Source organism: Microbacterium invictum, assembly GCF_034421375.1.
GTDB classification, from domain to species: Bacteria; Actinomycetota; Actinomycetes; order Actinomycetales; family Microbacteriaceae; genus Microbacterium; species Microbacterium invictum_A.
Window position 1 is genome coordinate 1,826,807 of sequence record NZ_CP139779.1, and the last position, 25,549, is coordinate 1,852,355.

Genomic DNA, 25,549 nt, shown 5'->3' on the forward strand with positions numbered 1-25,549 from the left:
CTGCTGAATCTGCAGCCATACGTTTGCAAAATAGTCATTGCAAAGACTTCTTTGCAGAGATACCATCGACGCATGAGCACGTCGGAGGAGCACGAGTCGGATGCCGCGGCGCGAGTCGAGTCCCGCCACGCGGGCGATCGCGTGCTGGACGCGCCTGCGCTACGCGCCCTGGCGCATCCCCTACGGGTGAAGATCTACGACATCCTCAGTCAGTACGGTCCGCAGACCGCCAGTTCTCTCGCAGAGCGCCTGGGCGAGTCGACGGGCTCGACGAGCTACCACCTTCGCGCGCTGGCGAAGCAGGATCTCATCCGCGAGCGCCCCGGACAGGGGACCGGCCGCGAACGCTGGTGGGAGCGTCCGGTCGGGGGAGTGTCGATGAGCGCCGCGGGCACGGCGAAGACGCCCGCCGCGCGCGCCGTGACTCAGCTCGTCACCAGCGAGTTCTTCCGCCTCCGTCAGCAGGCTCTCCTGGACTTCCACGACCACGCGATCGGGTTGGAAGACGACGAGTGGAAGCACGCGAGCCTGATCTCGACGGCCACCGCGCGTCTGACTCCGGCCCAGAGCGCGGACCTCACCCATCGCATCATGGCGATCATCGACGAGACCGTCGATCGCTACCGCAACCAGGAAGGCGAGGACGTGCGACCCGTCACGATCCGCGCCGACGTCTTTCCGCTTCCTGATATCGGAGGTGTCTCATGACCACTCTCACCACCCCCATGCAGGCGACCACCGGGGTCGAGCGCCTGATCCTCGTCGCTGCCGATGCTGCCCGGGGCGCCGTGGCGCGTCGTGTCCGGCGTCGCACCGATGTGATCGGCAGGCACAGCGCTGCCGTTCTCGTCGCTGCCGCCGAGCGACGTCATCTCGCCGTCGCGCGCGGCGCCGTCGGCATCTTCCCCGGCTGATCCGGTGAGCGGCGCGGCACCAGGGGTGACCCGCGACCTCGGGCCGGCACCATCGGAGCGCCCGCCGCTCGGGAGAGCCTTCGGTCGGCTCTGGACCGCGGCCGCCTTCAGCAATCTGGCCGACGGACTCGTTCGCACCGCCGTGCCGCTGATCGCGACGACGCTGACGACCGACCCGCTCGCGATCGCGGCGATCGGAGCCTTGGCGTTCCTGCCGTGGCTGCTGTTCGGCCTGCCCGCCGGCATGCTCGTGGATCGCTTCGATCGACGCGTCATCATGGCCGGGGCGAATGTGCTCCGGGGAGCCGCCGCGGTCGCTCTCGCCGTTCTCATCGTCGCCGATCAGATCACGATCTGGGCGCTGTTCGCGGGCGTGCTGGTGTTCGGGCTGGGGGAAACCCTGTTCGACAACGCCACGAACGCCGTCATCCCCGCGCTCGTCGCACCCGTCGGGTTGGACCGGGCCAACGGGCGGGTGCAGGCGGCGCAGATCACCATCGACAGCTTCCTGGCCCAGCCGGTGGCTGGGCTCCTCTTCGCCCTCTCGCTGGCTCTGCCGATCTGGCTCGGCGCCGCCGGATACGTGGTGCCCGTCATCCTCGCCCTGCTTCTGCCTTCCGCCGCCGGACGACCTCTCCGGGCCCGGGGCGACGCCCGGCCTGCCGCGGCGATCTCCACGCGCAGCGCGCTCGGATACCTGTGGCGGCACCGCTACCTCCGCGCCCTGGTGCTCTTCACCGCGGTGGTGGGGTCGGCCTTCTCCTTCGCGCAGGCGGCGACGATCCTCTACTTCCTCGATACGCAGGGCGTGCCGCCCGCGGCCATCGGCTTCGTGACCGCGGGTATCGGAATCGGCGCCCTCGCCGGTTCTCTGGTCGCCCCGTTCCTGGTGGACAGGTTCGGCCGGGGCGCCGTCATGCTGGGCGCCAATCTGTTGGCCGCGGTGAGCCTGGCACTCGTCGCCGTGGCTCCCGGGGTGATCCTCGCCGTGGTCTTCTACGCCCTCATGGCCTTCGCCGTCTCCACCTGGAACGTCCCCTGGGGCGCGCTCCGGCAGCTCATCGTGCCCGGCGACATCTTCGGACGCGTCCTCGGCGTCATCCGCAGCCTCACCTGGGGGTTGTTCCCGATCGCGACGCTCGCAGGCGGGCTCGTCGCGCGGGTCGACCTCCGGCTGCCCTACGTCATCGCCGCCGGTGCCACCCTGATCGCCACCCTGCTGGCCGCGCGGCTCATCCTCGCCGCCAGCCGACAGACCGGCCCCGCGCCCGTGGGCGCGGACTCGGCTCAGCCGAACTCGTCCTCGTCGTCGTGACGCACCACTGCGGCGCCCTCTGCGTCGAGCTCGACGATCACGCCGCTGTCGAGTTCGGCGATCGGCCGGCCCTCCAGCCACGTCAGCGTCCACCGGGGGCGAGGGCCGCCCGAACCCAGCGTGGCGTCGACGTCGCGCACGGCCGCAGCCACGGCAGAGGGCACCGACGTCGGCGGTTCGTCCCCGGAGGTCCATCGCGTACCCAGCTGCATCTCAGGCCTCCTCGGCGAAGCGGATGTCGGTGACGGCCGTCTCGGCACCGTCGACGTAGCGGATCTCGGAGATGCGACCGACGGCCTTCAGATCGTCCTCGGCCCGTCGAAGGAGCGCTGCGGTCTCGGACGGGCTCTGGATGGTGAGTTCGGCCACCGGGGTCTTCTGCGAGACCTTCGCCTCGGTCTTGCCGCGCCGGATGCCGATGAGCGCGCGACTCACGGCCGAGAGCACCGCCGGGTCGCCGTCGATCCCCCGGACCTCGGGCCACGCGGCGGTGTGGACGGAGCCGTCGTGGAACCACGACCACGCTTCCTCGGCGGCGAACGAGAGCACGGGGGCGAAGAGGCGCAGCAGGATGTCCAGGGCCTGGCGCAGAGCAAGCGCCGCCGATGCGCCGCCGGCGGTGGACCGGTCGTACGCGCGCTCCTTCACCAGCTCGAGGTAGTCATCGCAGAAGGTCCAGAAGAACGACTCGGTGATCTCCAGCGCGCGCGCGTGGTCGTAGTCCTCCCACGCCGCCGTCGCGTCGGCGACGACCCGGTCGAGGCCGGCGAGCATGCTCGCATCCAGGGGGTGGATGATCTCGGCGCCGTCGGGAACGGGGAAGGACAGCACGAATTTCGCCGCGTTCAGGATCTTGATGGCGAGGCGACGACCGATCTTGATCTGCGTCGGATTCTGCGGGTCGAACGCGGCATCGGTTCCCAGGCGGCTGGAGGCCGCCCAGTAGCGCACGGCATCGGACCCGTGCTGGGCGAGGATGTCGGCGGGGGTGACGACGTTGCCCTTGGACTTGGACATCTTCTTGCGGTCGGGGTCGACGATGAAGCCCGAGATCGCCGCGGTGCGCCACGGTGACCGGCCGTCCTCCAGGGCGCTGCGCAGCATCGTGGAGAAGAGCCAGGTGCGGATGATGTCCTGACCCTGCGGGCGCAGATCGAAGGGCGAGACGAGGTTCCACAGCTCCGGGTCGCGCTCCCACCCACCGGCGAGCTGGGGGGTCAGCGACGACGTGGCCCACGTGTCGAAGATGTCCTGCTCACCCTCGAACCCGCCGGGGACGCCGCGCTGGTCGGCGGTGAAGCCCGCGGGCACGTCGATGGTGGGGTCCACCGGAAGCTGCGAGACCTCGGGCAGGATCACACGGTCGTAGTCGCGCTCGCCGTCGGCATCCAGTCCGTACCAGACGGGGATCGGCACGCCGAAGAAGCGCTGGCGCGAGACCAGCCAGTCGCCGGTGAGGCCGTTGGTCCAGTTCTCGTACCGCACGCGCATGAAATCGGGATGCCAGCTGAGCTCTCGTCCGAGCGAGATGAGCTGATCCCGCAGCGCCGCATCCCGCGCGCCGTTGCGGACGTACCACTGCCGCGTCGAGACGATCTCGAGCGGGCGGTCGCCCTTCTCGTAGAACTTCACCGGGTGCGTGAACGGTTTGGGCTCGCCGATCAGCTCTCCCGATTCCTGCAGGAGTTCGACGATGCGCTTCTTGGCGCTGAAGACGGTCTTCCCCGCCAGCTCGGCGTAGGCGGACACGCCGGCGTCCGAGGTGACGACATCGGGGACGTCGGCGAGGACGCGGCCGTCCTTACCCAGGATCGTACGGTTGGGGAGGTCGAGCTCGCGCCACCAGATGATGTCCGTCACATCGCCGAACGTGCAGATCATGGCGATGCCCGATCCCTTGTCGGGCTGGGCGAGCGGGTGGGCGAGGACGGGCACCTCGACGTCGAACAGCGGCGTGCGCACGGTCGTGCCGAACACGTCGCGGTAGCGCTCGTCGTCGGGATGCGCCACGAGCGCGACGCAGGCCGGGAGGAGCTCGGGGCGCGTGGTCTCGATGTGGATGTCGCCGTGGCCGTCCGTGCGGTGAAAGGCCACCCGATGGTAGGCCGCCGGTTGCTCACGGTCCTCGAGCTCGGCCTGCGCGATCGCCGAGCGGAAGTCGATGTCCCAGAGGGTCGGGGCGAGGGCCTGATAGGCCTCGCCGCGCTCGACATTGCGGAGGAACGCCAGCTGGCTGGTGCGCATCGTCTCGTCGGAGATCGTGCGATAGGTCTGATTCCAGTCGACGCTGAGGCCGAGGCTCCGCCACAGCGCCTCGAAGTGCTTTTCGTCTTCGACGGTGAGCTTCTCGCAGAGCTCGATGAAGTTGCGCCTGCTGATCGGGATCTGATCGGCCGCCCGCGACGACTTGTTGTCGCCGCCCTCGTAGGGCGGGGTGAAATCCGGATCGTAGGGAAGGCTCGGATCGCACCGCACCCCGTAATAGTTCTGCACCCGTCGCTCCGTGGGCAGACCGTTGTCGTCCCATCCCATGGGGTAGAAGACGACCTTCCCGCGCATCCGCTCGAAGCGGACCTTCACATCGGTGTGGGTGTAGCTGAAGACGTGGCCGATGTGCAGACTCCCCGAGGCCGTCGGAGGGGGAGTGTCGACGCTGTAGATGCCCTCGCGCCCCACCTCGGCGGCGCGCAGGCGGTCGAAGGCGTAGGTGCCGTCGGCGGTCCACCGTTCGTCCCAGATCTTCTCCAGCCCCTCGAGCGCGGGCTTGTCGGGAATGGTGGCCATGGTGTCTCCTCGGCGCTATGTGCGGCACTGTGTGAGCGTGCCTGAGTGTGGGTCCGCCCGATTCTACCGGGCGGACCCACGGCCTCTCGGCGACGCTAGCGCGCGGACGCGACGAGCTCGGGGGTCGCCTCGGTCTCGGCGTCGGGTCGACGACGGATCACCGCGTTGGCCGTCACCGCCGAGACGAGGGTCACCGCGGACATCACGGCGAGGACGACGCCGGGGTGCCACCACGCGAACGCGGTCGTCTGACCGAGCGACAGGGTCAGGTAAGGCACGAAGCCGCTGATCGTCGCGGCGAGGGCGTACGAGAACGACAGCGCCGAATAGCGGAAGCGATCCGGGAACAGATCGTTCATGAGTCCCCCGAGCGCCGCCCACGACATGGTCGGGAGGATGCCGCCCACGATCATCGTCGCCACGAGGATCGGGAACGAAGAGAACTGCAGCAGGTAGTACATCGGGAAGGTGATGAGAAGCGTGCCGAGTGCGCCGGCGGCCACGACGCGCGCCGACCCGATGCGGGTGGCCCAGACGCCGAAGAGCGGGATGGTGATCAGCTGCAGCAGACCGCCGACGGTGGTCGCCACCAGCAGGTCCTGATAGCTGAATCCGAGTTCGGCCGTGCCGTAGTTGATCGTGTAGGTGTTCATCAGCGAGTAGGACCCGATGCCCAGGAGAGCGGCGCCGATCGCGATCACCAGAGCCCCCGGACGCTGGCGCAGCATCGACACCACGGGTGTCCGGTCGCGGCGGCCCTCGGCGACGAGCCCCTCGAAGACCGGGGTCTCGGTGATCGACCAGCGCAGATACAGCGACACCAGAAGAAGCGGGAGGGCGAGGAGGAACGGGATGCGCCAGCCCCACGCCGCGAGCTCCTCGGCGGGAAGGACGAGGGTGAGCACGATGAAGACCGCGGCCGACAGGATCGAGCCGACCGGGGAGCCCAGCTGGGGGATCGCGGCCTAGAAGGCGCGCTTGACCGGCGAGGAGTGCTCCGTGGCGATGAGGATCGACCCGCCCCACTCGCCGCCGAGCGACAGCCCCTGTGCGATGCGGAGAGTGACGAGCAGCACCGCCCCGAGCCATCCGGCCTGGGCATAGGTGGGGAGGAGCCCGATCAGGCCGGTCGCGACACCCATGATGCCGACCGTCCACAGCAGCGTCGTACGCCGTCCGAGTCGGTCGCCGAGGTAGCCGAAGATCACCGCTCCGACCGGGCGGACGACGAAGGCCACCGCGATGGTGAGGAACGACAGCGCCGTGCCGCCGACCGCACCGAGGGGTTCGAAGAAGAGCGGACCGACGAAGAACGCCGAGAAGTAGGCGAAGAGGTAGAAGTCGAAAGACTCCAACGAGGTGCCGACCATCGACGCCCAGGCGACGCGGGGGGTGGGGGAGCGGTCGGGGGCGGACGGGGACGTAACGGAGACGGAAGACACGGGGGATGATTCTGGCACGAGTCCAGAAACCCCCGACACCACCCGCGCATTCCCCGCGGCCGCGAACGGATGGGGGCGATATGATCGAGGCACACGCATTGATCCGGCCATCACCGGGGAGCACTCGGAAGAACATCCCCTCCGGGGACCAGTAGAACCGAGCGGGGCAGGCCCGTCACAGCCGCTGTGAGAGGGGCGGGGAGACCCGCAAGCAGGGTGGTACCGCGGCTCCAGAGGAGTCGTCCCGGCGTCCGGAACGAGCGACGACTGCGAGACGACATGACCTACCCGAAGCCCACCTCCGCCGGCGCCTCCTTCGGCCCCGCTGCGATCGTTCCGAGCCCGCGGTTCCCCGACATCGAGAACGAGGTCCTGGCCTTCTGGCGCGAGGACGACACCTTCCGCACCTCGGTCGCCCAGCGCGACGGCGCCGAGGAATGGGTGTTCTACGACGGCCCGCCGTTCGCCAACGGACTCCCGCACTACGGGCACCTGCTGACCGGATACGCGAAGGACCTCTTCCCTCGCTTCCAGACGATGCGCGGAAAGAAGGTCGACCGCGTCTTCGGCTGGGACACGCACGGCCTGCCCGCCGAGCTCGAGGCGATGAAGCAGCTCGGCATCACCGAGAAGACCGACATCGAGGCGATGGGCATCGACGTCTTCAACGACCGCGCCCGGCAGTCGGTGCTCGCCTACACCCGGGAATGGCAGGACTACGTCACTCGCCAGGCGCGGTGGGTCGACTTCGAACGCGGCTACAAGACCCTCGACACCACCTACATGGAATCGGTCCTCTGGGCTTTCCGCACGCTTTACGACAGGGGGCTCGCGTACGAGGGATACCGAGTGCTGCCGTACTGCTGGCGCGACGAGACGCCGCTGTCGAGCCACGAGCTGCGGATGGACGACGACGTCTACCAGATGCGTCAGGACCCGTCCGTCACCGTCACCTTCCCCCTCGTGGGAGCCAAGGCCGAGGCGCTCGGGCTGACGGGCGTGCGCGCCCTGGCCTGGACGACGACGCCCTGGACGCTGCCGACGAACCTCGCGCTGGCCGTGGGCCCGGACATCCGCTACGTCGTGCTGCCCGCGGGTCCCCACGGTGCGGCGGATGTGCACACCGCACCCGACGGCACACCGGACGATGCCGTGGAGGCGAGCGCGCACCGCTACCTCCTCGCCGAGGATCTGCTCGGCGGGTACGCCAAGGACCTGGGATACGAGTCGGCCGATGAGGCCCGTGCCGCGGTCGACGCCCGCATCACGGGATCCGAGCTCGAGGGTGTCGCCTACGACCGCCTCTTCGACTACTACGCCGACGCCGAGACCTGGGGAACCCACAACGCGTGGCAGGTCCTCGTCGACGACTACGTCACCACCAGCGACGGCACCGGCATCGTCCACCAGGCACCCGCCTACGGCGAGGACGACCAGCGGGTCGCCGACGGCGTCGGCATCCCGACGATCCTCTCCCTCGATGACGGCGGTCGCTTCCTGCCGCAGGTGACGGATGTCGCCGGGCAGCTGTGGATGGAGGCCAACCGGCCCCTCATCCGCCTGCTGCGCGACGCCGGACGCCTCCTCCGCGAGGCCAGCTACGAGCACTCCTATCCCCACTGCTGGCGATGCCGGAACCCCCTGATCTACAAGGCCGTGTCGAGCTGGTTCGTGCGCGTGACCGAGGTGAAGGAGCAGCTGCTCGCCGGGAACGAGGAGATCACGTGGGTTCCCGACAACGTCAAGCACGGACAGTTCGGCAAATGGCTCGAGGGTGCGCGCGACTGGTCGATCAGCCGCAACCGCTTCTGGGGTTCACCCATCCCGGTGTGGAAGAGCGACGACCCCGACCACCCGCGTGTCGACGTGTACGGCTCCCTCGCCGATCTCGAGCGCGACTTCGGGCGCCTGCCGCGCAACCCCGATGGCGAGGTCGACCTGCACCGGCCGTACATCGATGAACTGACCCGTCCGAATCCGGATGACCCGACCGGGCGCAGCACCATGCGTCGGATCGAGGACGTGCTGGACGTCTGGTTCGACTCCGGCTCGATGCCGTTCGCCCAGGTGCATTACCCCTTCGAGAACCAGGAGTGGTTCGACGCGCACGCACCGGCCGACTTCATCGTGGAGTACATCGGGCAGACCCGCGGGTGGTTCTACGTCATGCACGTGCTCTCCACCGCGCTCTTCGGACGTCCGGCGTTCAAGGCCGTGTCGGCGCACGGGATCGTCCTGGGCAACGACGGTCAGAAGATGTCGAAGTCGCTGCGCAACTATCCCGACGTCCGCGAGGTCTTCGACCGCGACGGATCCGATGCTATGCGCTGGTTCCTGATGGCGAGCCCGGTGCTGCGCGGAGGCAACCTCGTCGTGACCGAGGAGGGGATCCGGGCGGGGGTGCGGGAGTTCCTGCTGCCGCTGTGGAACGCGTGGTACTTCTTCGCGACTTACGCCAACGCATCGGACGGGTACGAGGCGAGCTGGCGAACCGACGCCCAGGACGTGCTCGACCGCTACATCCTCGCCCGCACCGGCGATCTCGTCCGGGGGGTGACCGCCGACCTGGAGGGCCTGGATTCGACCTCGGCGGCGGCGAAGCTCCGAGACTTCGCCGAGGTGCTGACCAACTGGTACATCCGACGTTCACGCGACCGCTTCTGGGCGGGGGTGTCGCCGGACGACCCGCGCACGACCGAGGCGTTCGACACCCTGTACACGGTGCTCGAGACCCTCACCCGGGTCGCCGCGCCGCTGATCCCGCTCGTCTCCGAGCGGGTGTGGCAGGGGCTCACGGGCGGGCGGAGCGTCCACCTCCAGGACTGGCCGGACGCCGCAGCGTTCCCCGCCGCCGACGAGATCAGAGACGCCATGGACGCCGTGCGGGAGGTGTCCTCGGTGGCCAACGCCCTCCGCAAGAAGCACGGACTGCGCGTGCGTCTCCCGCTGCCGAGCCTGACCGTCGTCACGCACGACGCGGCGGGCCTCGCCCGCTTCGAGGGGATCGTCCGCGATGAGCTGAACGTGAAGGCCGTGACCACGGTCGAGCTCGACGACTCCGTCGCGGAGCGCTACGGCATCAGCAAGCGACTCACCGTGAACGCCCGGGCCGCGGGGCCGCGCCTGGGCAAGCAGGTTCAGCACGTCATCGCCGGCGCCAAGGCCGGCGTGTGGGAGGAGCACGACGGCGGCGTGGTCGTCGACGGCATCGCCCTCGAGCCCGGCGAGTACGACCTCGCGCTCGAGGCGGGAGGAGCGGCCGAGGGCACTGCGATCGCGCTGCTCACCGGGGGCGGGTTCGTGCTGCTCGACACCGCCACGACCCCCGAGCTGGAGGCGGAGGGGCTCGCCCGCGACGTCATCCGCGCGGTGCAGGACACGCGCAAGGCCGCCGGGTTCGAGGTCAGCGACCGCATCGAACTCTGGCTGAGCTTCGACGAGGCCGACGACCGTGTCGCCGTCGAGTCGGCCTTCGAGACCGCGGGTGTCGCCACCGAGACGCTCGCAATCGCCCACGGCCTGTACGGGCCGCGGGGCTCGAGGCCCGCCGATTCCGAGCCGGAGCACACCGCCCGATTCGAGGCGGGGACGTTCGCCAACCGCGGCGCGTTCGAAGTCGCCGTGTCACGACGGGAGGCATGATGGGGCACCGCGAACGCGCCGACCGCGTCTACGAGGCGCTTCTGACCCGCCAGGGGGAGCAGTGGGTGCAGCCGCGCGTGGAGCGCACCAGACGGGTGCTCGAACTGCTGGACGATCCGCAGCGCACCTACCGCGTCATCCACGTCACCGGCACGAACGGCAAGACCTCGACCAGCCGCATCATCGAGAGCCTCGTGCGCGCTCACGGCCTGCGGACCGGCCTGTTCACCAGCCCGCACCTGACCCGTTTCACTGAACGGATCATGATCGACGGACAGCCCGTCGACGATGCCGCGGTCGCCGATGCGTGGGACGAGATCGCACCGATCGTCGATCTCGTCGACGCCGAGCTCGCGGCCGCCGGTGACGCTTCGCTGACCTTCTTCGAGCTGCTGACGGTGCTCGCCTTCGTCGCTTTCGCCGACGCGCCGATCGACGTCCTCGTGCTCGAGGTCGGGATGGGCGGATCGTGGGATGCGACGAACACCGCCGACGGAGATGTCGCCGTCTTCGCTCCGATCGACCTCGACCACGCCGATCGCCTGGGCGAGACCATCACCGAGATCGCGACGGTGAAGTCGGGCATCATCAAGCCGGGCGCGGCCGCGGTGTCCGCCCGCCAGCAGCCGTCCGCGGCGGCCGTGCTGCGGCAGGCCGCCGCGCGGCAGGGCGCGACCCTCGCCGTCGAGCAGGAGGACTTCGCTCTGGAAGACGCCCGGCTCGCCGTCGGCGGGCAGCTCGTCACCATCCGGGGCCTGCACGCGCGGTACACCGACGTCTATCTGCCGCTCTACGGCGCCCACCAGGCCGAGAACGCCACCCTCGCCGTCGCCGCCGTCGAGTCGCTCCTCGCACCCGGCGACCGCGGACTCGATTCCGACGTCGTCGCCGAGGGTCTCGGTTCTGCGACATCCCCCGGCCGGGTGCAGGTCGTCGGCGCCGATCCCACCGTGGTCGTCGATGCGGCGCACAACCCCCACGGCGCCCGCGCGCTCGTGGCCGCCCTCGGGGCATTCTTCGATTTCGACGAGTGGGGTGTCGTGCTCGGCGTGCTGGACGACAAGGATGCCGTGGGCATCCTCGAGGCCCTCGCGACGGTCGAGGGCCCGGTGTTCGCCACGGTGCCGGACTCCGAACGCGCGCGCGATGCCGATGCGCTGGCCGACATGGTCGAGGCCGCCGGTCGGCGTGTCACGGTTCACCGCGACCTGCAGGACGCCGCCGACGCTGCGAGGGAGTGGGCGGCGGCATCCGCGCGTCGGGCCGTGGTGATCACCGGCTCGGTCGTCCTGGCGGGAGAGGCGCTCACCCTCGCCGAGGACGAGGGATGGCGCGAGGGGTGGCGGTCGTGACCGCGGCGGCCGCAGATCGACCACGTCGTCCCCGGCGGCAACGGGGCGCGGAGGAGTCGCTCGGGTCGATCGTGCTCGGGTTCGAGTCGCTCATCGCCTTCCTCGGCGGGCTGGTCGTCTATGGGCTCCGCGCCCTTCCCGAGCCGATCCCGGCGTGGTGGGGGATCGTCGCAGGAACCGTCGTCGCGCTCCTGATGATCGTCACCGCGGGGCTCCTGCGCCACCGCTGGGCGGTCGTCGTCGGATGGATGCTGCAGGTCGTCGTCGCGCTCGGGGCCATCCTCGTTCCGGCGCTGCTATTCGTCGCCCTCATTTTCGGTGGGATGTGGGGGTATGCCACCATCAAGGGTGCCTCCCTCGATGCACGCAACGCGCGCCGGGCGGCGGAGCTCGGGAACGGAACGGAGACTGACTGACATGGCCACGCAAGAGACCCTCGTCCTGGTGAAACCCGATGGCGTCGCCCGGGGACTGACGGGCGCGATCCTCGCCCGCATCGAGGCGAAGGGCTACGCCCTGGTCGACATCCGCCTGGTCGAGCCCGACCGTGAGCGTCTCGAGGCGCACTACGCGGAGCACGCGGGCAAGCCGTTCTACGAACCGCTTCTGGAGTTCATGATGTCGGGGCCGTCGGTGGCCATCCGTGTCGCCGGGAACCGTGTCATCGAGGGATTCCGTTCCCTCGCGGGTGCCACCGATCCGACCACGGCGGCACCCGGGACCATCCGCGGCGACTATGGGCGGGACTGGGGCCTGAAGGTGCAGCAGAACCTCGTGCACGGTTCGGACAGTCCCGAGTCGGCCGCGCGGGAGCTGGCGATCTGGTTCTGATCAGAAGACCGAGCCGAGGACGTCCAGCCGGATCTGGGCGAGGATCGCCACGACCGCGTAGCTGACCACTGCCAGGAGCGGAACCCAGCCCATGAGCCGATCCGCCGAGCGGCGGAGCGCCCGCGGAGCCGGCAGCATTCCGGTGCGGATCACGTGGAGGGTCACGGCGTAGAACGACGGGATCGCCACGACCCACGTCACCATGCACCAGGGGCAGAGGGTGCCGAGCACGAAGATGCTCTGGGCGATGAGCCAGACCACGAAGACGAAGGCCAGCGTCATCCCCAGCTCGAACAGAAGCCAGAACCATCGGCCGAAGCGCGCACCGGAGAGGATGGCCGCCCCCACCACGATCGGTGCGATCCATCCCGCGAGCCCCAGGATGGGGTTGGGGAACCCGAACACCGCCCCCTGGGCGGATTCGAGGTTCTTGCCGCACTGCACGAGCGGGCTGAAATCGCAGGATGCGGTCGATCCGGGATTCTCCAGCAGATGGAATCGCTCCATCGTGAGGGAGAAGGCCGCCCACCAGCCGACGACACCGGCGACGAGGAGCCAGATCGCCAGGGCACGGGGCTGGGTGCGCGGAGACGCAGCGAACATTGCTCGATTCTGTCACCGGCATCCTGGGTGCCCGCCGCAGGCGCGGCGTGCAGCCCCGCCGATCCCCGACGCCGGGCCACCCGCACCCGATCGGCGCCGTGTGCGATAATGGCCGGTGATGCGTGGCGGCCGCGCCGCCTCACCGCATCACGAAGACTTCGGGCGATGACCGCCCTCGCAGCCCGAGCCGCGGGCCGGCTGCAGACCGTAGTGAGTTCGCGGCACCGCAGGTGCGGCGCCGCCAGAGATTTCGCCGGACGACGCGCGGTGTCGCCCCGCAAGGAGTAAGCCAGTGATGGCCGATGAGAACGAACAGCAGATCGAAGCCTCCGCAGACGCTCCGGCCAACGCGACCCCCGATGCAGCCGACGGTGAGACGCAGGCTCTGATCGAGTCGATCGCGGTCTACGAGGAGGGCGCTCCCGCGCCGGAGACCGACGCATCCGACCCGGCAGGGGAAGGCGGGGAGTCTGCGGAGACGGTCGCGGCCGGGCAGACGGCAAGCGCCGCAGAGACGGACAGCGCTGCGGAGACGGACAGCGCCGTAGAGACGGACAGCGCCGAAGACGGGGAAGCGGGCGACGCGTCGGCTGCGACGGATGCGGACCAGTCGCCGCAGGGTCCGCCCACCGCGGTGAGTCTCGGCCTGCTCCCCGAGGTGTTCGTGTCGTCGGTCTCGACCACCCTGCACTTCTACGCCCCGGATCTGCCGCCGCTGCCGGCTCTCCCGTCGCGCCCCGCCCGGCCCGAGCAGAGCGCACCGACCACGACGTCGTCGAAGCGTCGGCGGCGCCGAGGTGGGTCCGACGGCCGAGACGACGACGGAGACCAGGGCCGGGAACGGGACGAGCACCCGCGTCAGCGTGCGGTCGAACTCGTCACCGAACCCCAGCGCATCAAGGGATCGACGCGGCTGGAGGCCAAGAAGCAGCGCCGCCGCGATGGCCGGGAGGCCGGGCGACGACGGGCGGTGGTGACCGAGGCCGAGTTCCTCGCACGCCGAGAGTCCGTCGACCGGGTCATGATCGTGCGGTCGAAGTTCGGCCGGATCCAGATCGCGGTCCTCGAGGACGATGTCCTCGTCGAGCACTACGTGGCCCGCCACCAGGACGCGTCTCTGATCGGCAACGTCTACCTGGGGCGCGTGCAGAACGTGCTCCCCAGCATGGAGGCCGCCTTCGTCGACATCGGGCGCGGGCGCAACGCCGTGCTCTACTCCGGCGAGGTCGATTGGGACGCCGTTGAGACCGGCAACCAGCCGCGTCGGATCGAGCTGGCGCTGAAGTCGGGCGACAAGGTTCTCGTCCAGGTCACGAAGGATCCGGTCGGGCACAAGGGCGCGCGTCTGACCAGCCAGATCAGCCTTCCCGGACGCTACCTCGTGTACGTGCCCGGCGGCGCGATGAACGGGATCTCACGGAAGCTCCCCGACACCGAGCGCGCCCGGCTCAAGCGGATCCTGAAGGAGGTGCTGCCGGAGTCGTCGGGAGTGATCGTCCGGACGGCTGCCGAGGGCGCCACCGAAGACCAGCTGACGCACGATGTGCAGCGCCTCACCAGTCAGTGGGAGCACATCAGCCGCCAGGTCGAGTCGATTCCGGCCCCGGCACTGCTGCACGCCGAGCCCGACCTGCTCGTGAAGATCGTCCGAGACGTCTTCAACGAGGACTTCTCGAAGATGCTGATCCAGGGGGACGACGCGTTCCAGACGATCACGTCGTACCTGCAGAGCGTCGCGCCCGATCTGTTGGAGCGCGTCACTCGCTATGAGAGCGACGCCGACCCGTTCGACGAGTTCCGCATCACCGAGCAGATCGAGAAGGCGCTCGACCGCAAGGTGTGGCTCCCGTCCGGCGGCTCGCTCGTGATCGACCGCACCGAGGCGATGACGGTCATCGACGTCAACACGGGCAAGTTCGTCGGCTCGGGCGGCAACCTCGAGGAGACCGTCACGAAGAACAACCTCGAGGCAGCCGAGGAGATCGTCCGTCAGCTGCGTCTGCGCGACATCGGCGGGATCATCGTCGTCGACTTCATCGACATGGTCCTCGAATCCAACCGCGACCTCGTGCTGCGACGGATGGTCGAGTGTCTCAGTCGCGATCGCACCAAGCATCAGGTCGCCGAGGTCACCTCGCTCGGCCTCGTCCAGATGACGCGCAAGAAGCTCGGACTCGGGCTGCTCGAGACCTTCAGCGAGCCGTGCGAGGTCTGCGCGGGCCGCGGTGTCATCGTCCACCACGATCCGGTCTCCAAGCACCGAGCGCCCGCAGGCGGCTCGGGCGGCCGCCGGCCGCGCAACGGCTCATCGGCCAACGGCGGTTCGCAGGGTACCCACGTGATCACCGAGGGCGTCAAGTCGGCTCTCGCACAGATCGCCGCGTCCACCATCCAGCCGCAGGCCGAGGAGGAGCGTCCCGAGATCCCGGCGGCGGTGGTCGAAGCGGTCGCCGAGGCCATCGTCGAGGACAGCGTGGATCGGGCGGGGGAGCGGGAGCGGGCCAAGAAGCCCCGGAAGAAGCGCCCGGAATCGGGCAAGGGTCCGAAGTCCGAGGCGGAGCTGCTGCTCGACTCGGTTCTGGATGCTCTTCCCGAGCCCAAGGCGCCGGGCCAGGGTCGCGCGCGTCGGCGGGTCACCACCGCCGCGCTGACCGGGACCCCCGTCCGGCACGCCCCGGTCGATCCGCCTCAGTGAGAGCGGCGCTCCCGCCGCTCTCGCGCGGTGACGCGCAACCCCGAGGCCAGCAGTGCGCGCACGAGCGCGTGGCCGTCGACCGGGCGGGCACCTGCCCGCACCAGCCGGTCGTAGGCGTCTTCGGGCACGTCGTAGTGATCCACGTCGAACCCCCGACGCGGGATTCCGGCCGCTGCGGCGAAGGCATGCAGTTCGTCGAGGTCGCTGTCGCTGATCAGATGCGACCACAGCCGCCCGTGAGCGGGCCAGCGGGGCTCGTCGATCAGGATCGCCATCCGCTGATCCTACGGGCGAGACCGGACGCGCGGGCGCGAGCTTTTGCCTGAGGTCCCGGCATCCGGTAGTGTATTCCTTTGGTGCGTCGAGAAATCCGCACCGCGTCTTGTGTGACATCCCGAGCGCGTGCGCTCCCAGAAGAAAAACAGGTGTGAAGTGGTTTACGCAGTTGTGCGCGCCGGCGGCCGGCAGGAGAAGGTGGAGGTCGGCACCATCGTCGTCCTCGACCGCCAGAAGGCGAACGTGGGCGACAAGCTCGAGCTCCCCGCGGTCCTGCTCGTCGACGGCGACGCCGTCACGACCGATGCCGACAAGCTCGCGAAGGTCACCGTGACCGCCGAGGTCCTCGGCGAGGAGCGCGGCCCGAAGATCGTGATCCAGAAGTTCAAGAACAAGACCGGTTACAAGAAGCGCCAGGGTCACCGTCAGGACCTGACCCGCGTCAAGATCACCGGCATCAAGTAAGCCCAGGGAGACGTAGAGATGGCACACAAAAAGGGCGCAAGCTCCACCCGCAACGGTCGTGACTCCAACGCACAGCGCCTGGGCGTGAAGCGCTTCGGCGGCCAGAAGGTCCTCGCCGGCGAGATCATCGTGCGTCAGCGCGGCACCCACTTCCACCCCGGCGCGAACGTCGGGCGCGGCGGCGACGACACTCTCTTCGCACTGTCCGCCGGCGCCGTGGAATTCGGCACCAAGGGCGGCCGCAAGGTCGTCAACATCGTCGCGGCCGAGTAACGGCCGCCTCGAGCAGTTCTCCGGGAGGGGGCGGGCGGATGCTCGCCCCCTTTCCCACTTCACGGCGATGCGTCGCCCGACCGCAGGGAGCATGATGGTCACCTTCGTCGACCAGGTGACGCTGCACCTGCGCGCGGGCAAGGGAGGCAACGGCTGCGTCTCGGTCCGGCGCGAGAAGTTCAAGCCCCTCGCCGGTCCGGACGGCGGCAACGGCGGTCACGGCGGTGACATCATCCTCGTGGCCGACCCGCAAGTCACGACGCTGCTGTCGTACCACCACTCTCCCCACCGCAGCGCAGGCAACGGCGGGTTCGGGATGGGAGATCACCGCTCCGGTGCCGCCGGTGAGTCCCTCGAACTCGCCGTCCCGGTCGGGACCGTGGTGAAGGAACCCTCGGGCGAGACCCTCGTCGACATGATCGAGGCGGGGATGCGGTTCATCGTCGCTCCCGGCGGTCGCGGCGGCCTGGGCAACGCGTCACTGGCCTCGCCGAAGCGCAAGGCGCCCGGCTTCGCGCTGCTGGGCACCCCCGGGTGGGAGGGCGATGTCGTCCTCGAGCTGAAGACCGTCGCCGACGTCGCACTGGTCGGATTCCCCTCCGCCGGCAAGTCCAGTCTCATCGCTGCGGTCTCGGCGGCGCGACCGAAGATCGCCGACTATCCGTTCACGACGCTGCATCCGAATCTCGGCGTGGTGCAGGCCGGCGACGTCCGTTACACCGTCGCCGACGTCCCCGGTCTCATCGAAGGCGCCAGCGAGGGCCGCGGCCTCGGACTGGAGTTCCTCCGCCACGTCGAGCGGTGCACCGCGCTCGTGCACGTCCTGGACTGCGCGACCCTCGACCCGGGACGGGACCCGCTGACCGACCTCGACGTGATCCTCGCCGAACTCGCGGCCTACCCTGTTCCCGACGATCAGGTCCCGCTGTTGGAGCGTCCGCAGCTCGTCGCTCTGAACAAGGTCGACGTGCCCGAGGCGAAGGACCTCGCCGAGCTCGTCCGTCCCGAGCTCGAGGCGCGCGGGTTCTGGGTGTTCGAGATCTCCACCGTGTCCCGCGAGGGTCTGCGGCCGCTCACCTTCGCGCTCGGCGAGGTGATCGCCGCGCACCGCGTCGCGAAGGCGTCGCAGCCGCCCGTCGAACGGGTCGTCATCCGTCCCAAGGGATCGGATGCCGACTTCACCGTGCGCGTGGAGGGGGGCACCTACGGTCCGGTCTACCGGATCCTCGGTGAGAAGCCGGTGCGCTGGGTGCAGCAGACGGACTTCCAGAACGAAGAGGCCGTCGGCTTCCTCGCCGACCGCCTCGACCGACTCGGTGTCGAGGACGAGCTGTATCGGGTCGGCGCGACCGCCGGCGCGACCGTGGTCATCGGCGAGGGGGAGAGCGTGGTCTTCGACTGGCAGCCCTCGCTGAGTTCCGCCGCCGAGCTCATCGCCGCACCCCGCGGCACCGACCCACGGTTCGATCAGAGCACCCGTCGCACCACCTCCCAGCGACGCGAGCGCTATCACGAGCGGATGGACGCCAAGGCGCAGGCGCGCGCCGACCTCGAGACCGAACGCCGAGCAGAACGGCAGGCTCCCGGGGAGTCCGAGTGACGCTGATCGATCGCGCCGGCATTCCGGGCGCGCGCCGCGTCGTGGTGAAGGTCGGGTCATCCTCGATCAGCGGCGACAACGCCGCGAAGATCCAGCCCCTGGTCGAGGCCCTGGCCGGTGCACATGCCGCCGGCACCGAAGTGGTGCTGGTGTCCTCCGGCGCGATCGCCACGGGCATGCCGTTCCTCGCTCTCGACGAACGGCCGAGCGATCTCGCCACCCAGCAGGCCGCCGCCGCCGTGGGGCAGAACGTCCTGATCTACCGCTATCAGGAGGCGCTGCGGCCCTTCCGCATCGTGGCCGGTCAGGTGCTGCTCACCGCGGGTGACCTCGAGAATCCCACCCACCGATCCAATGCCCGACGCGCCATGGAGCGCCTGCTGGGGCTGCGGATCCTCCCGATCGTGAATGAGAACGACACCGTCGCCACGCACGAGATCCGCTTCGGCGACAACGACCGCCTCGCCGCCCTCGTCGCGCAGCTGGTCGGCGCGGATGCGCTGATCCTGCTGAGCGACATCGCCTGCCTCTACACCCGACCACCGGACGAGCCGGGCGCACGCCCGATCGTCGATGTCGGGACGGGCGACGACCTGTCCGGATACGAGTTCGGCTCGGTCGTCGTCAACAGCGTCGGGACCGGGGGGGCCGCGACGAAGGCCTCCGCGGCCAAGCTCGCCGCAGCGTCGGGGATCGCCACCCTGGTGACGAGCGCCGATCTCGTGCAGGCCGCTCTCGCCGGCGACCAGGTCGGCACATTCTTCGTTCCGCAGCCCGTGCGGACGCCCGTGCCGACCGGCGCCATCCGTACGACCGCGTGACCGGAGGATCCCGAGCGCATCGGTACCCTGGAGAGATGTCGACCCTCTCCGCCTCCACGGCTCCCGATACGACAGCCGGTTTCGGCTTCGACGACGGCGCGGAATCCCGGATGCGCAGGGCCAAGGATGCCGCGCGCTCGATCGGTCTTCTCAGCGATGCGCAGAAGCGGGAGGCGCTCCAGGCCATCGCCTCCGCGATCGCCGGAGCCGCCGACGAGATCATCGCGGCCAACGCCGACGACCTCCGTCGCGGTCGCGACGCCGGCCTCTCCGAGGCGCTGCAGGACCGACTGTCGCTGGACGAGTCCCGCGTGGCGGCGTTGGCGGCGGCGGTCCGCGAGATCAGCGTCCTTCCCGACCCCGTCGGACGCGTCCTCGACCGCCGCACTCTGCCGAACGGCGTGGCCCTGACGAAGGTCTCGGTGCCGTTCGGGGTCGTCGGCGCCATCTACGAAGCCCGTCCCAACGTGACCGTCGACATCACCGCGCTCGCTCTGCGTTCGGGGAACGCCGTGGTGCTGCGCGGCGGGAGCGCGGCGGCGTCGAGCAACGCGGCGATCGTGTCGGTCATGCAGCAGGCCCTCGCATCCGTCGGTGTGGACCCTGGGGCGATCCAGACCGTCGATCCCTTCGGCCGTGACGGTGCTCGCGCGCTGATGACCGCGCGAGGGCTCGTCGATGTGCTCGTGCCGCGGGGGAGCGCGGACCTCATCCGCACCGTCGTCGCCGAATCCACCGTTCCCGTGATCGAGACGGGAGCGGGGGTCGTGCACATCGTCCTCGACGAGACCGCTCCCCTCGAGTGGGCGCGGGACATCGTGGTCAACGCCAAGGTGCAGCGTCCGAGTGTGTGCAACGCGGTGGAGACGGTGCTGATCCACCGAGCGGCGGCCGATCGGCTGGTGCCCGCCGTCGTGGAAGCGCTCGTCTCGAACGGCGTCACCGTCCACGGCGATGAGACCATCCTGGAGCTCGCGGGACAGGGCGTTCCGGCGACCGAGGAGGACTGGGAGGCGGAGTATCTGAGTCTGGATGTCGCAATGCGCGTCGTGGACGATCTGGATGCCGCGTTGGATCATATCCGGCGATACTCGACCCAGCACACCGAATCGATCATCACGATGAACGAGGCCAACGCCGCGCGATTCACCGCCGAGGTCGACTCGGCGGTCGTGATGGTCAACGCCTCCACGCGCTTCACCGACGGCGGCGAGTTCGGTTTCGGCGCGGAAGTCGGCATCTCGACCCAGAAGCTGCACGCCCGCGGTCCGATGGGCCTGGCAGAGCTCACCAGCGCAAAGTGGATCGCGCGGGGTGCCGGGCAGGTGCGCGGCTGACCGCCTAGACTGGGAACTCCCGCACCCGGGAAAACGAACGGAGCCCGAATGACGACCTTCGCGACGCTAGTCAGCTTCGCCGCCGAAGAGGCAGAGTCCCACGGCAACGTGGCGCTGGAGACGGTGTGGTACGGCATCGTGGCGATCGTCGTCTTCGCGGCTCTCGCCCTCGTCACGGCTTCCTACCGCAACGTGGCGAATCGTCACGCGCACAAGGCCGAGGCCTACTCCCAGGCCCACGCGAACGACATCGTGAAGGCGGGGCACGGCCACTAGGCCGCGCGCATGGGCTCGGCGCGTCCCCCGAGGATCGGGGTGATGGGGGGGACTTTCGATCCCATCCACCACGGCCACCTCGTCGCGGCCAGCGAAGTGGCGCAGTCCTTCGACCTCGACGAGGTCGTTTTCGTGCCGACAGGAAACCCCTGGCAGAAGACGCGGGTCAGCGACAGCGAGCACCGCTACCTGATGACCGTGATCGCCACCGCGTCCAATCCGCAGTTCACCGTCAGTCGCGTCGACATCACCCGCTCGGGTCCGACCTACACCATCGACACGCTGCGCGATCTGAAGAGTCAACGCCCCGATGCGCAACTGTTCTTCATCACCGGGGCGGACGCCATAGCGCAAATTCTCAGTTGGAGGGACCATGATGAGCTGTGGGATCTCGCCCACTTCGTCGCTGTCTCTCGTCCCGGCCACGTGCTCGACACCGCGGGACTGCCGACCGAAGACGTGAGCCAGCTGCAGATCCCCGCGCTCGCCATCTCGTCGACCGATTGCCGAGAGCGCGTTCGTCGAGGCCACCCGGTGTGGTATCTCGTGCCGGACGGCGTCGTGCAATACATTGCCAAGCATCACCTCTACCGGAGCAAGGAATGACGGACAATCCAGCGAATCCCCCGCTGACCCGCAAGCAACTGCGTGAGATCCGCAATACCGGCGCGACTCCGGTCGTCAGCCGGGAAGCCATCGACGCGGCCCGCCAGGATGCCGTCGATGTGCCCGCCGAGCGCGCGGCGCCGGAGAAGACGGAGGTCGCCCCGGCACCCCTGGCGCGGGCCGCGGAACCCGCTGTCATCGGGGCACCGCCCGTGGCCGACTCCGCGGTCGACCTCGGCGTCTCGCCCCTGACGCGTCGTCAGGCGAGGCAGCAGGAGCGGATCCGCACGGCGTCGGTGCCGGTGATCGCGCCGGACCTGCTCGAGGCGCCGACGCATCACGCCCATGCAGCCGAGCGGACCTCGGAGACCGGCGAGGCTGCGGCACCCGCGGACCGCGCGAGCGTCGAGGGTGTCGTCGCCGAATCGACCGCACACGAAGACGGCACCGTCGCCGACGAGTCGCCTGCCGAGGCCACCGACACCGCCACCGAGCGTGCGACGGTCAGCCCGAAGCTCGGTGCCGAACTCCTCGAAGCCGAGGCGGTGCAGGTCGATCTCCCGCCCTCCTTCGATCAGCTCCTCACCCGCGCGCCGGCCTCGACCTCGAGCACGCCGCACGCGCTGATCGTCTCGCAGACCCCCTCCCCGCAGATCATGGCCCCGGTCAATGCCACCGGCGAAGTGATCATCACCGGGATGCTGAACCTGCCCGACGGTCTGGGGTCCACCGGCCACGCTCCGGGCTCGACCGACGGCAAGGACGTCGACAGCGTCCTCGTCGACGGCGAGCTGCCGGCGCACTCGTCCCCGACACCGATCGCCGCAAGCGCGGCGATCAGCACGGTCAAGCTTCCCGGCGAGATCATCCAGCCCCCGGCGCCCGAGAAGGGCAGCCGCCTGATGATCGCGCTGGCCATCACTGCCGGCGCTCTCGCGCTCGCGCTGGCCGCCGTCCTCATCCTCGCCTTCGTCAGCGGTGTGTTCGCGTGACGGCCACCGAGAACTCCCGAGAGATGCTCCAGATCGCCGCGGCGGCCGCGGACTCGAAGGGCGCCGAAGACCTCGTCGCCCTCGATGTGTCCGAGCCGTTGCCCCTCGTCGACATCTTCCTGCTCGCCACCGGGCGCAGCGAGCGCAACGTCGCGGCCATCGCCGACGAGGTCGAGCAGAAGCTGCTCGAAGCGGGACACAAGCGACTCCGTCGCGAGGGCCGCCAGGAGGCGCGCTGGGTGCTGCTGGATTTCGGCGACCTGGTCGTCCACGTGTTCCACGAGGAGGAGCGCATGTTCTACGGCCTCGAGAGGCTGTGGAAGGACTGCCCCGTCGTCCCCATCGAGCTGCCCGCCCACGTCGGCGAGGCGGACGCCGCCCGTGGTTCGAGTCACCGGTGACGATGTAGTAATCTTGTGGGGTTGCCTCGTGAGGCAGCATCCGGGCCTGTGGCGCAGCTGGTAGCGCACCTGCATGGCATGCAGGGGGTCAGGGGTTCGAGTCCCCTCAGGTCCACCGAGAAAGCCCCCGAGAGATCGGGGGCTTCGTCGTAGAACGACCAACACACGATTGCGAGGGGAGAGCACATGCCCCGGGCCGTCGTGGCCGGCGCGAGCGGGTTCATCGGTGCCGCAGTGTGCGAGGCTCTGTCCGAGGATGGCTACGACGTGGTCCGCATCGGTCGGCGGGACGCCGTCTCCTGGGACGACCCGGACCGCATCGCCGCGGCCGTCGACGGGGCCGAGGTCGTCGTGAACCTCGCAGGGAAGAGCGTCAACTGCCGCTACACCGACGCCAACCGCGACGAGATCCTCCGTTCCCGCATCCAGACCACCGCTGCTCTCCGCCTCGCGATCTCCGCGGCGGGACACCCGCCGCGACTGTGGCTCAACGCATCCACCGCCACGATCTACGCCCACACGATGGACAGGCCCCACACCGAGGCCGATGGCAGGATCGGCGAAGGGTTCTCGGTCGATGTCGCCCGCAGCTGGGAGCGGGAGTTCTTCGCGGGGGACCTTCCCCGAACCCGCCGTGTCGCGATGCGCATGGCCATCGTGCTCGGCGACGGTCCCGCGACGCGTCTGCTTCTCACGCTCGCCCGCGTGGGCTTCGGCGGTCCGCAGCACGATGGTCCGTGGTTTCCCCACCGACGCTACCGAGGGATCGGTGACGACCCGTCCGGACCCGACGTCGGGCCGCCCGTTCATCGGACGCGAGGGCGGCAGAAGTTCAGCTGGATCCACCTCGACGACGTCATCGGCGCGATCCGGTTCCTCATCGCGCGCGACGACCTCCACGGTCCGGTGAATCTGTCCAGTCCCCGGCCGAGCGACAATGCCGAACTCATGCGCACACTCCGCCGCGCCGTCCACGTGCCGCTCGGGATTCCGTCCTGGCGGTGGATGCTAGAGCCGGCCATGTGGCTGCTGCGCACCGAACCGGAACTCGTCCTGAAGAGCCGGTGGGTGCTTCCCGGCGTCCTCGTGGACGCGGGCTACGAGTTCTCGCACGTCGATCTCGTCGACGCCGTGGATGCCGTCGTCGCCGAACGCGCCGCGTCGGGTCAGGCGCCCCGCGCGGCGTCGTGAGCGGCCTCGGTCGCCGTCGACTGGAGCTGCATCACCGCGACCGCCTCGCGCAGCGACGCCAGCGGCGTCTCGATCTCGTCGAAGTGGTGGACGAATCCGTTGGCATCGCGCGCCGTGATCGTGACGAATGCGTACCCGTGCCGCGGCACCCGCACCGTCGACTTCATGCGTTGTCTCCGCTCGCCCATGCGGCCCCCTCTCACCGCTTCGACGGTACCGCTGCCTCCGGCTCGAATCGGGCCGCGACGCGCAGGAGCCGCTTAGACTTCAGGAACGGGCGGGGTTCCCGGCCAGGACGGACGGTGTGGCGATGGCGGCGAAGCGATCTCTCTGGCAGCGACTGATTCACGTGCTGCGGCCGGAGGCGGAGACCTACGAGACCCGCCGCCCACGTCCGGGAGGGGCAGACCCCGGTGTCATCGACGCATCTCCGATGGATCAGCGCCGCGACGCAGGGTCCGGGGGCTTCGGGGGCTGAGAGGGCTGTCGTGTCCGCGGACGCTGCGCGCTGTGGAAGGCCGGGGGCTCTTCCGTGACGATTCCGCGACGACGGCGAACGCTCGCCCTCTGGATCGTCGTCCTGACCCTCGCAAGCGCAGGGTGTGCGCCGGCTCCCGCCGCCGCCCCGACGAGCGACCCGCGGACGGTGGATCCGGTCGCGCCACGCGCGGAAACGCCGTCCGCCGCGCCGTCGGTGTCTTCGCCGACAGGTCGATGGCGCCCCGCCGAGGGCGTCGCCGCGATCGCGGGAGGGTTGACGGCGCCCTGGTCGGTCGCCGCCTTGCCCGACGGTGCACTGGCCGTCTCCGAGCGTGACAGCGGGGTCATCCGGGTCCTCGGCACCGACGGGACGGTCAGGGAACTCGGACGCGTCGAGGCTGTGGTGTCGGGTGGGGAGTCAGGACTGCACGGCCTCGCCGTCCTCGAGGAGGGCGGCCGAACGTGGCTGTACGCCTACCACGGTGCGCCTGACGACAACCGCGTCGTCCGAGGGCTCGTGACCTCGGACGGCGGCGACTGGGCACTGGGCGAGATGGAGACCGTCTTCACGGGCATCCCGCGAGCGAACACCCACAACGGCGGCCGCATCGCGTTCGGCCCTGACGGGCTCCTCTACGTCGCCACCGGAGACGCCCAGAACGTGGGGGCGGCGCAGGACCCTGCGGAGCTCGGTGGCAAGATCCTGCGTCTCACCGCAGAGGGGGACCCGGCACCGGGCAATCCGTTCGGCACCGCGGTCTACTCCCTCGGGCACCGGAACGTGCAGGGGCTCGCGTGGACGGCGGACGGCACGATGTGGGCGAGCGAGTTCGGCCAGAACACCTGGGACGAACTCAACCGCATCGAGGCGGGCGGCAACTACGGGTGGCCCGATGCCGAGGGCCGTGTCGGAGACGCGCGGTTCGTCGATCCGGTGGCCGTGTGGTCGACCGCGGAGGCCAGCCCCAGTGGGATCGCGGCGGTCGGCGAGACGGTGTTCATGACGGGCCTGCGTGGCGAGCGTCTCTGGGCGATCGACGTGTCGGCGACGGCAGCCGCCGCAGCACCCGTCGTGGTCCTCGACGGCTACGGACGCCTCCGCGACGTCGTGGCGGACGGGAACGGCGGCCTCTGGGTCCTGACGAACAACACCGATGGACGCGGGGATCCGCGCGACGGCGACGACCTGCTTCTGCGCGTTCCGCTGGGACGGGTCGACTGACCCGACCCCGGCGTCCGCGCATCGGGACGTA

26 protein-coding genes and 1 tRNA gene are annotated in these 25,549 nt (G+C 69.7%); 20 read left to right on the forward strand and 7 right to left on the reverse strand.

Translation table 11 applies throughout. The features are described from left to right. The first annotated feature begins 72 nt into the window (after positions 1-72). The 3 genes from T9R20_RS08860 to T9R20_RS08870 are packed head-to-tail and all read left to right on the forward strand — an operon-like array spanning position 73 to position 2,229. A complete protein-coding gene (locus T9R20_RS08860; protein WP_322408934.1) occupies positions 73-708 on the forward strand; it encodes an ArsR/SmtB family transcription factor in 636 nt (211 codons plus the stop codon). Further along, positions 705-914, forward strand: coding sequence for a hypothetical protein (locus tag T9R20_RS08865; RefSeq protein ID WP_322408936.1), 210 nt, complete (start codon positions 705-707; stop codon positions 912-914). Before T9R20_RS08860 ends, T9R20_RS08865 begins: the two co-directional genes overlap by 4 nt. 25 nt (positions 915-939) lie before the next feature. Further along, positions 940-2,229, forward strand: coding sequence for an MFS transporter (locus T9R20_RS08870; RefSeq protein WP_322408937.1), 1,290 nt, complete (start codon positions 940-942; stop codon positions 2,227-2,229). On the opposite strand, the gene T9R20_RS08875 is transcribed toward T9R20_RS08870, so the two are convergent. The 4 genes from T9R20_RS08875 to T9R20_RS08890 form a co-directional block, all read right to left on the reverse strand. Next, positions 2,202-2,441, reverse strand: a complete 240-nt coding sequence (locus T9R20_RS08875) for a hypothetical protein (protein ID WP_322408939.1) — start codon at positions 2,439-2,441, stop codon at positions 2,202-2,204. The two genes, T9R20_RS08870 and T9R20_RS08875, sit on opposite strands and share 28 nt — an antisense overlap. 1 nt (position 2,442) lies before the next feature. Then, positions 2,443-5,013, reverse strand: a complete 2,571-nt coding sequence (valS, locus tag T9R20_RS08880) for a valine--tRNA ligase (protein WP_322408940.1) — start codon at positions 5,011-5,013, stop codon at positions 2,443-2,445. A 95-nt stretch (positions 5,014-5,108) separates the two neighbouring features. Continuing rightward, on the reverse strand, positions 5,109-5,918 hold the full coding sequence (locus tag T9R20_RS08885; protein WP_322408941.1) for an MFS transporter: 810 nt from the start codon (positions 5,916-5,918) through the stop codon (positions 5,109-5,111). Between the two features lie 60 nt (positions 5,919-5,978). Continuing rightward, positions 5,979-6,455 (reverse strand): MFS transporter, encoded by a 477-nt coding sequence (locus tag T9R20_RS08890; RefSeq protein ID WP_322408943.1) that lies wholly within the window; start codon positions 6,453-6,455, stop codon positions 5,979-5,981. 279 nt (positions 6,456-6,734) lie between these two features. On the opposite strand from T9R20_RS08890, the gene ileS reads away from it, so the two are divergent. From ileS to ndk, 4 genes are read left to right on the forward strand one after another with little or no spacing between them, the layout of a single operon-like run. Beyond that, positions 6,735-10,097, forward strand: a complete 3,363-nt coding sequence (gene ileS, locus T9R20_RS08895; protein WP_322408944.1) for an isoleucine--tRNA ligase — start codon at positions 6,735-6,737, stop codon at positions 10,095-10,097. Then, on the forward strand, positions 10,097-11,449 hold the full coding sequence (locus tag T9R20_RS08900) for a folylpolyglutamate synthase/dihydrofolate synthase family protein (RefSeq protein ID WP_322408945.1): 1,353 nt from the start codon (positions 10,097-10,099) through the stop codon (positions 11,447-11,449). Before ileS ends, T9R20_RS08900 begins: the two co-directional genes overlap by 1 nt. Next, on the forward strand, positions 11,425-11,865 hold the full coding sequence (locus T9R20_RS08905; RefSeq protein ID WP_322408946.1) for a DUF4233 domain-containing protein: 441 nt from the start codon (positions 11,425-11,427) through the stop codon (positions 11,863-11,865). Before T9R20_RS08900 ends, T9R20_RS08905 begins: the two co-directional genes overlap by 25 nt. Before the next feature lies 1 nt (position 11,866). After that, a complete protein-coding gene (ndk, locus tag T9R20_RS08910; RefSeq protein WP_322408948.1) occupies positions 11,867-12,280 on the forward strand; it encodes a nucleoside-diphosphate kinase in 414 nt (137 codons plus the stop codon). On the opposite strand, the gene T9R20_RS08915 is transcribed toward ndk, so the two are convergent. Beyond that, the gene (locus T9R20_RS08915; protein ID WP_322408950.1) at positions 12,281-12,883 is read right to left on the reverse strand and encodes a vitamin K epoxide reductase family protein; all 603 of its coding nucleotides are present in this window, start codon (positions 12,881-12,883) and stop codon (positions 12,281-12,283) included. A 295-nt stretch (positions 12,884-13,178) separates the two neighbouring features. Between T9R20_RS08915 and T9R20_RS08920 the strand changes: the two genes are divergently transcribed. Beyond that, the gene (locus tag T9R20_RS08920; RefSeq protein WP_322408952.1) at positions 13,179-15,578 is read left to right on the forward strand and encodes an Rne/Rng family ribonuclease; all 2,400 of its coding nucleotides are present in this window, start codon (positions 13,179-13,181) and stop codon (positions 15,576-15,578) included. On the opposite strand, the gene T9R20_RS08925 is transcribed toward T9R20_RS08920, so the two are convergent. After that, positions 15,572-15,853 carry a DUF4031 domain-containing protein gene (locus tag T9R20_RS08925; protein WP_322408953.1) on the reverse strand — a complete coding sequence of 94 codons (282 nt, stop codon included), beginning with the start codon at positions 15,851-15,853 and terminating at the stop codon, positions 15,572-15,574. The two genes, T9R20_RS08920 and T9R20_RS08925, sit on opposite strands and share 7 nt — an antisense overlap. A 157-nt stretch (positions 15,854-16,010) precedes the next feature. Between T9R20_RS08925 and rplU the strand changes: the two genes are divergently transcribed. The 11 genes from rplU (at position 16,011) to T9R20_RS08980 (ending at position 23,816) form a co-directional block, all read left to right on the forward strand. Next, entirely contained in the window at positions 16,011-16,319 is a 309-nt protein-coding gene (rplU, locus tag T9R20_RS08930; RefSeq protein WP_322408954.1) for a 50S ribosomal protein L21, read from the forward strand. 18 nt (positions 16,320-16,337) lie between these two features. Next, positions 16,338-16,592, forward strand: coding sequence for a 50S ribosomal protein L27 (rpmA, locus tag T9R20_RS08935; protein WP_322408955.1), 255 nt, complete (start codon positions 16,338-16,340; stop codon positions 16,590-16,592). A 94-nt stretch (positions 16,593-16,686) separates the two neighbouring features. Then, entirely contained in the window at positions 16,687-18,192 is a 1,506-nt protein-coding gene (gene obgE, locus T9R20_RS08940; RefSeq protein ID WP_322408956.1) for a GTPase ObgE, read from the forward strand. Then, positions 18,189-19,013, forward strand: coding sequence for a glutamate 5-kinase (gene proB, locus T9R20_RS08945; RefSeq protein ID WP_322408957.1), 825 nt, complete (start codon positions 18,189-18,191; stop codon positions 19,011-19,013). The genes obgE and proB overlap by 4 nt, the downstream gene beginning before the upstream one ends. A gap of 110 nt (positions 19,014-19,123) precedes the next feature. Then, complete coding sequence (locus T9R20_RS08950) at positions 19,124-20,350, forward strand: glutamate-5-semialdehyde dehydrogenase (RefSeq protein ID WP_322412148.1); 1,227 nt, start codon at positions 19,124-19,126, stop codon at positions 20,348-20,350. Positions 20,351-20,398: 48 nt separating this feature from the next. Beyond that, positions 20,399-20,626, forward strand: a complete 228-nt coding sequence (locus tag T9R20_RS08955) for a hypothetical protein (protein WP_322408958.1) — start codon at positions 20,399-20,401, stop codon at positions 20,624-20,626. A gap of 9 nt (positions 20,627-20,635) precedes the next feature. After that, positions 20,636-21,232 (forward strand): nicotinate-nucleotide adenylyltransferase, encoded by a 597-nt coding sequence (nadD, locus tag T9R20_RS08960; RefSeq protein WP_322408960.1) that lies wholly within the window; start codon positions 20,636-20,638, stop codon positions 21,230-21,232. Next, positions 21,229-22,224 carry a hypothetical protein gene (locus T9R20_RS08965; RefSeq protein WP_322408962.1) on the forward strand — a complete coding sequence of 332 codons (996 nt, stop codon included), beginning with the start codon at positions 21,229-21,231 and terminating at the stop codon, positions 22,222-22,224. The genes nadD and T9R20_RS08965 overlap by 4 nt, the downstream gene beginning before the upstream one ends. 23 nt (positions 22,225-22,247) lie before the next feature. Beyond that, a complete protein-coding gene (gene rsfS / locus T9R20_RS08970) occupies positions 22,248-22,625 on the forward strand; it encodes a ribosome silencing factor (RefSeq protein ID WP_416182975.1) in 378 nt (125 codons plus the stop codon). 42 nt (positions 22,626-22,667) lie between these two features. Further along, a tRNA-Ala gene (locus T9R20_RS08975) sits at positions 22,668-22,740 on the forward strand. Positions 22,741-22,811: 71 nt separating this feature from the next. Next, positions 22,812-23,816, forward strand: a complete 1,005-nt coding sequence (locus T9R20_RS08980; RefSeq protein WP_322408966.1) for an epimerase — start codon at positions 22,812-22,814, stop codon at positions 23,814-23,816. On the opposite strand, the gene T9R20_RS08985 is transcribed toward T9R20_RS08980, so the two are convergent. After that, entirely contained in the window at positions 23,792-23,983 is a 192-nt protein-coding gene (locus tag T9R20_RS08985) for a hypothetical protein (protein ID WP_322408968.1), read from the reverse strand. The two genes, T9R20_RS08980 and T9R20_RS08985, sit on opposite strands and share 25 nt — an antisense overlap. A gap of 365 nt (positions 23,984-24,348) precedes the next feature. On the opposite strand from T9R20_RS08985, the gene T9R20_RS08990 reads away from it, so the two are divergent. Beyond that, positions 24,349-25,518 carry a PQQ-dependent sugar dehydrogenase gene (locus T9R20_RS08990; protein WP_322408970.1) on the forward strand — a complete coding sequence of 390 codons (1,170 nt, stop codon included), beginning with the start codon at positions 24,349-24,351 and terminating at the stop codon, positions 25,516-25,518. Positions 25,519-25,549 lie beyond the last annotated feature (31 nt).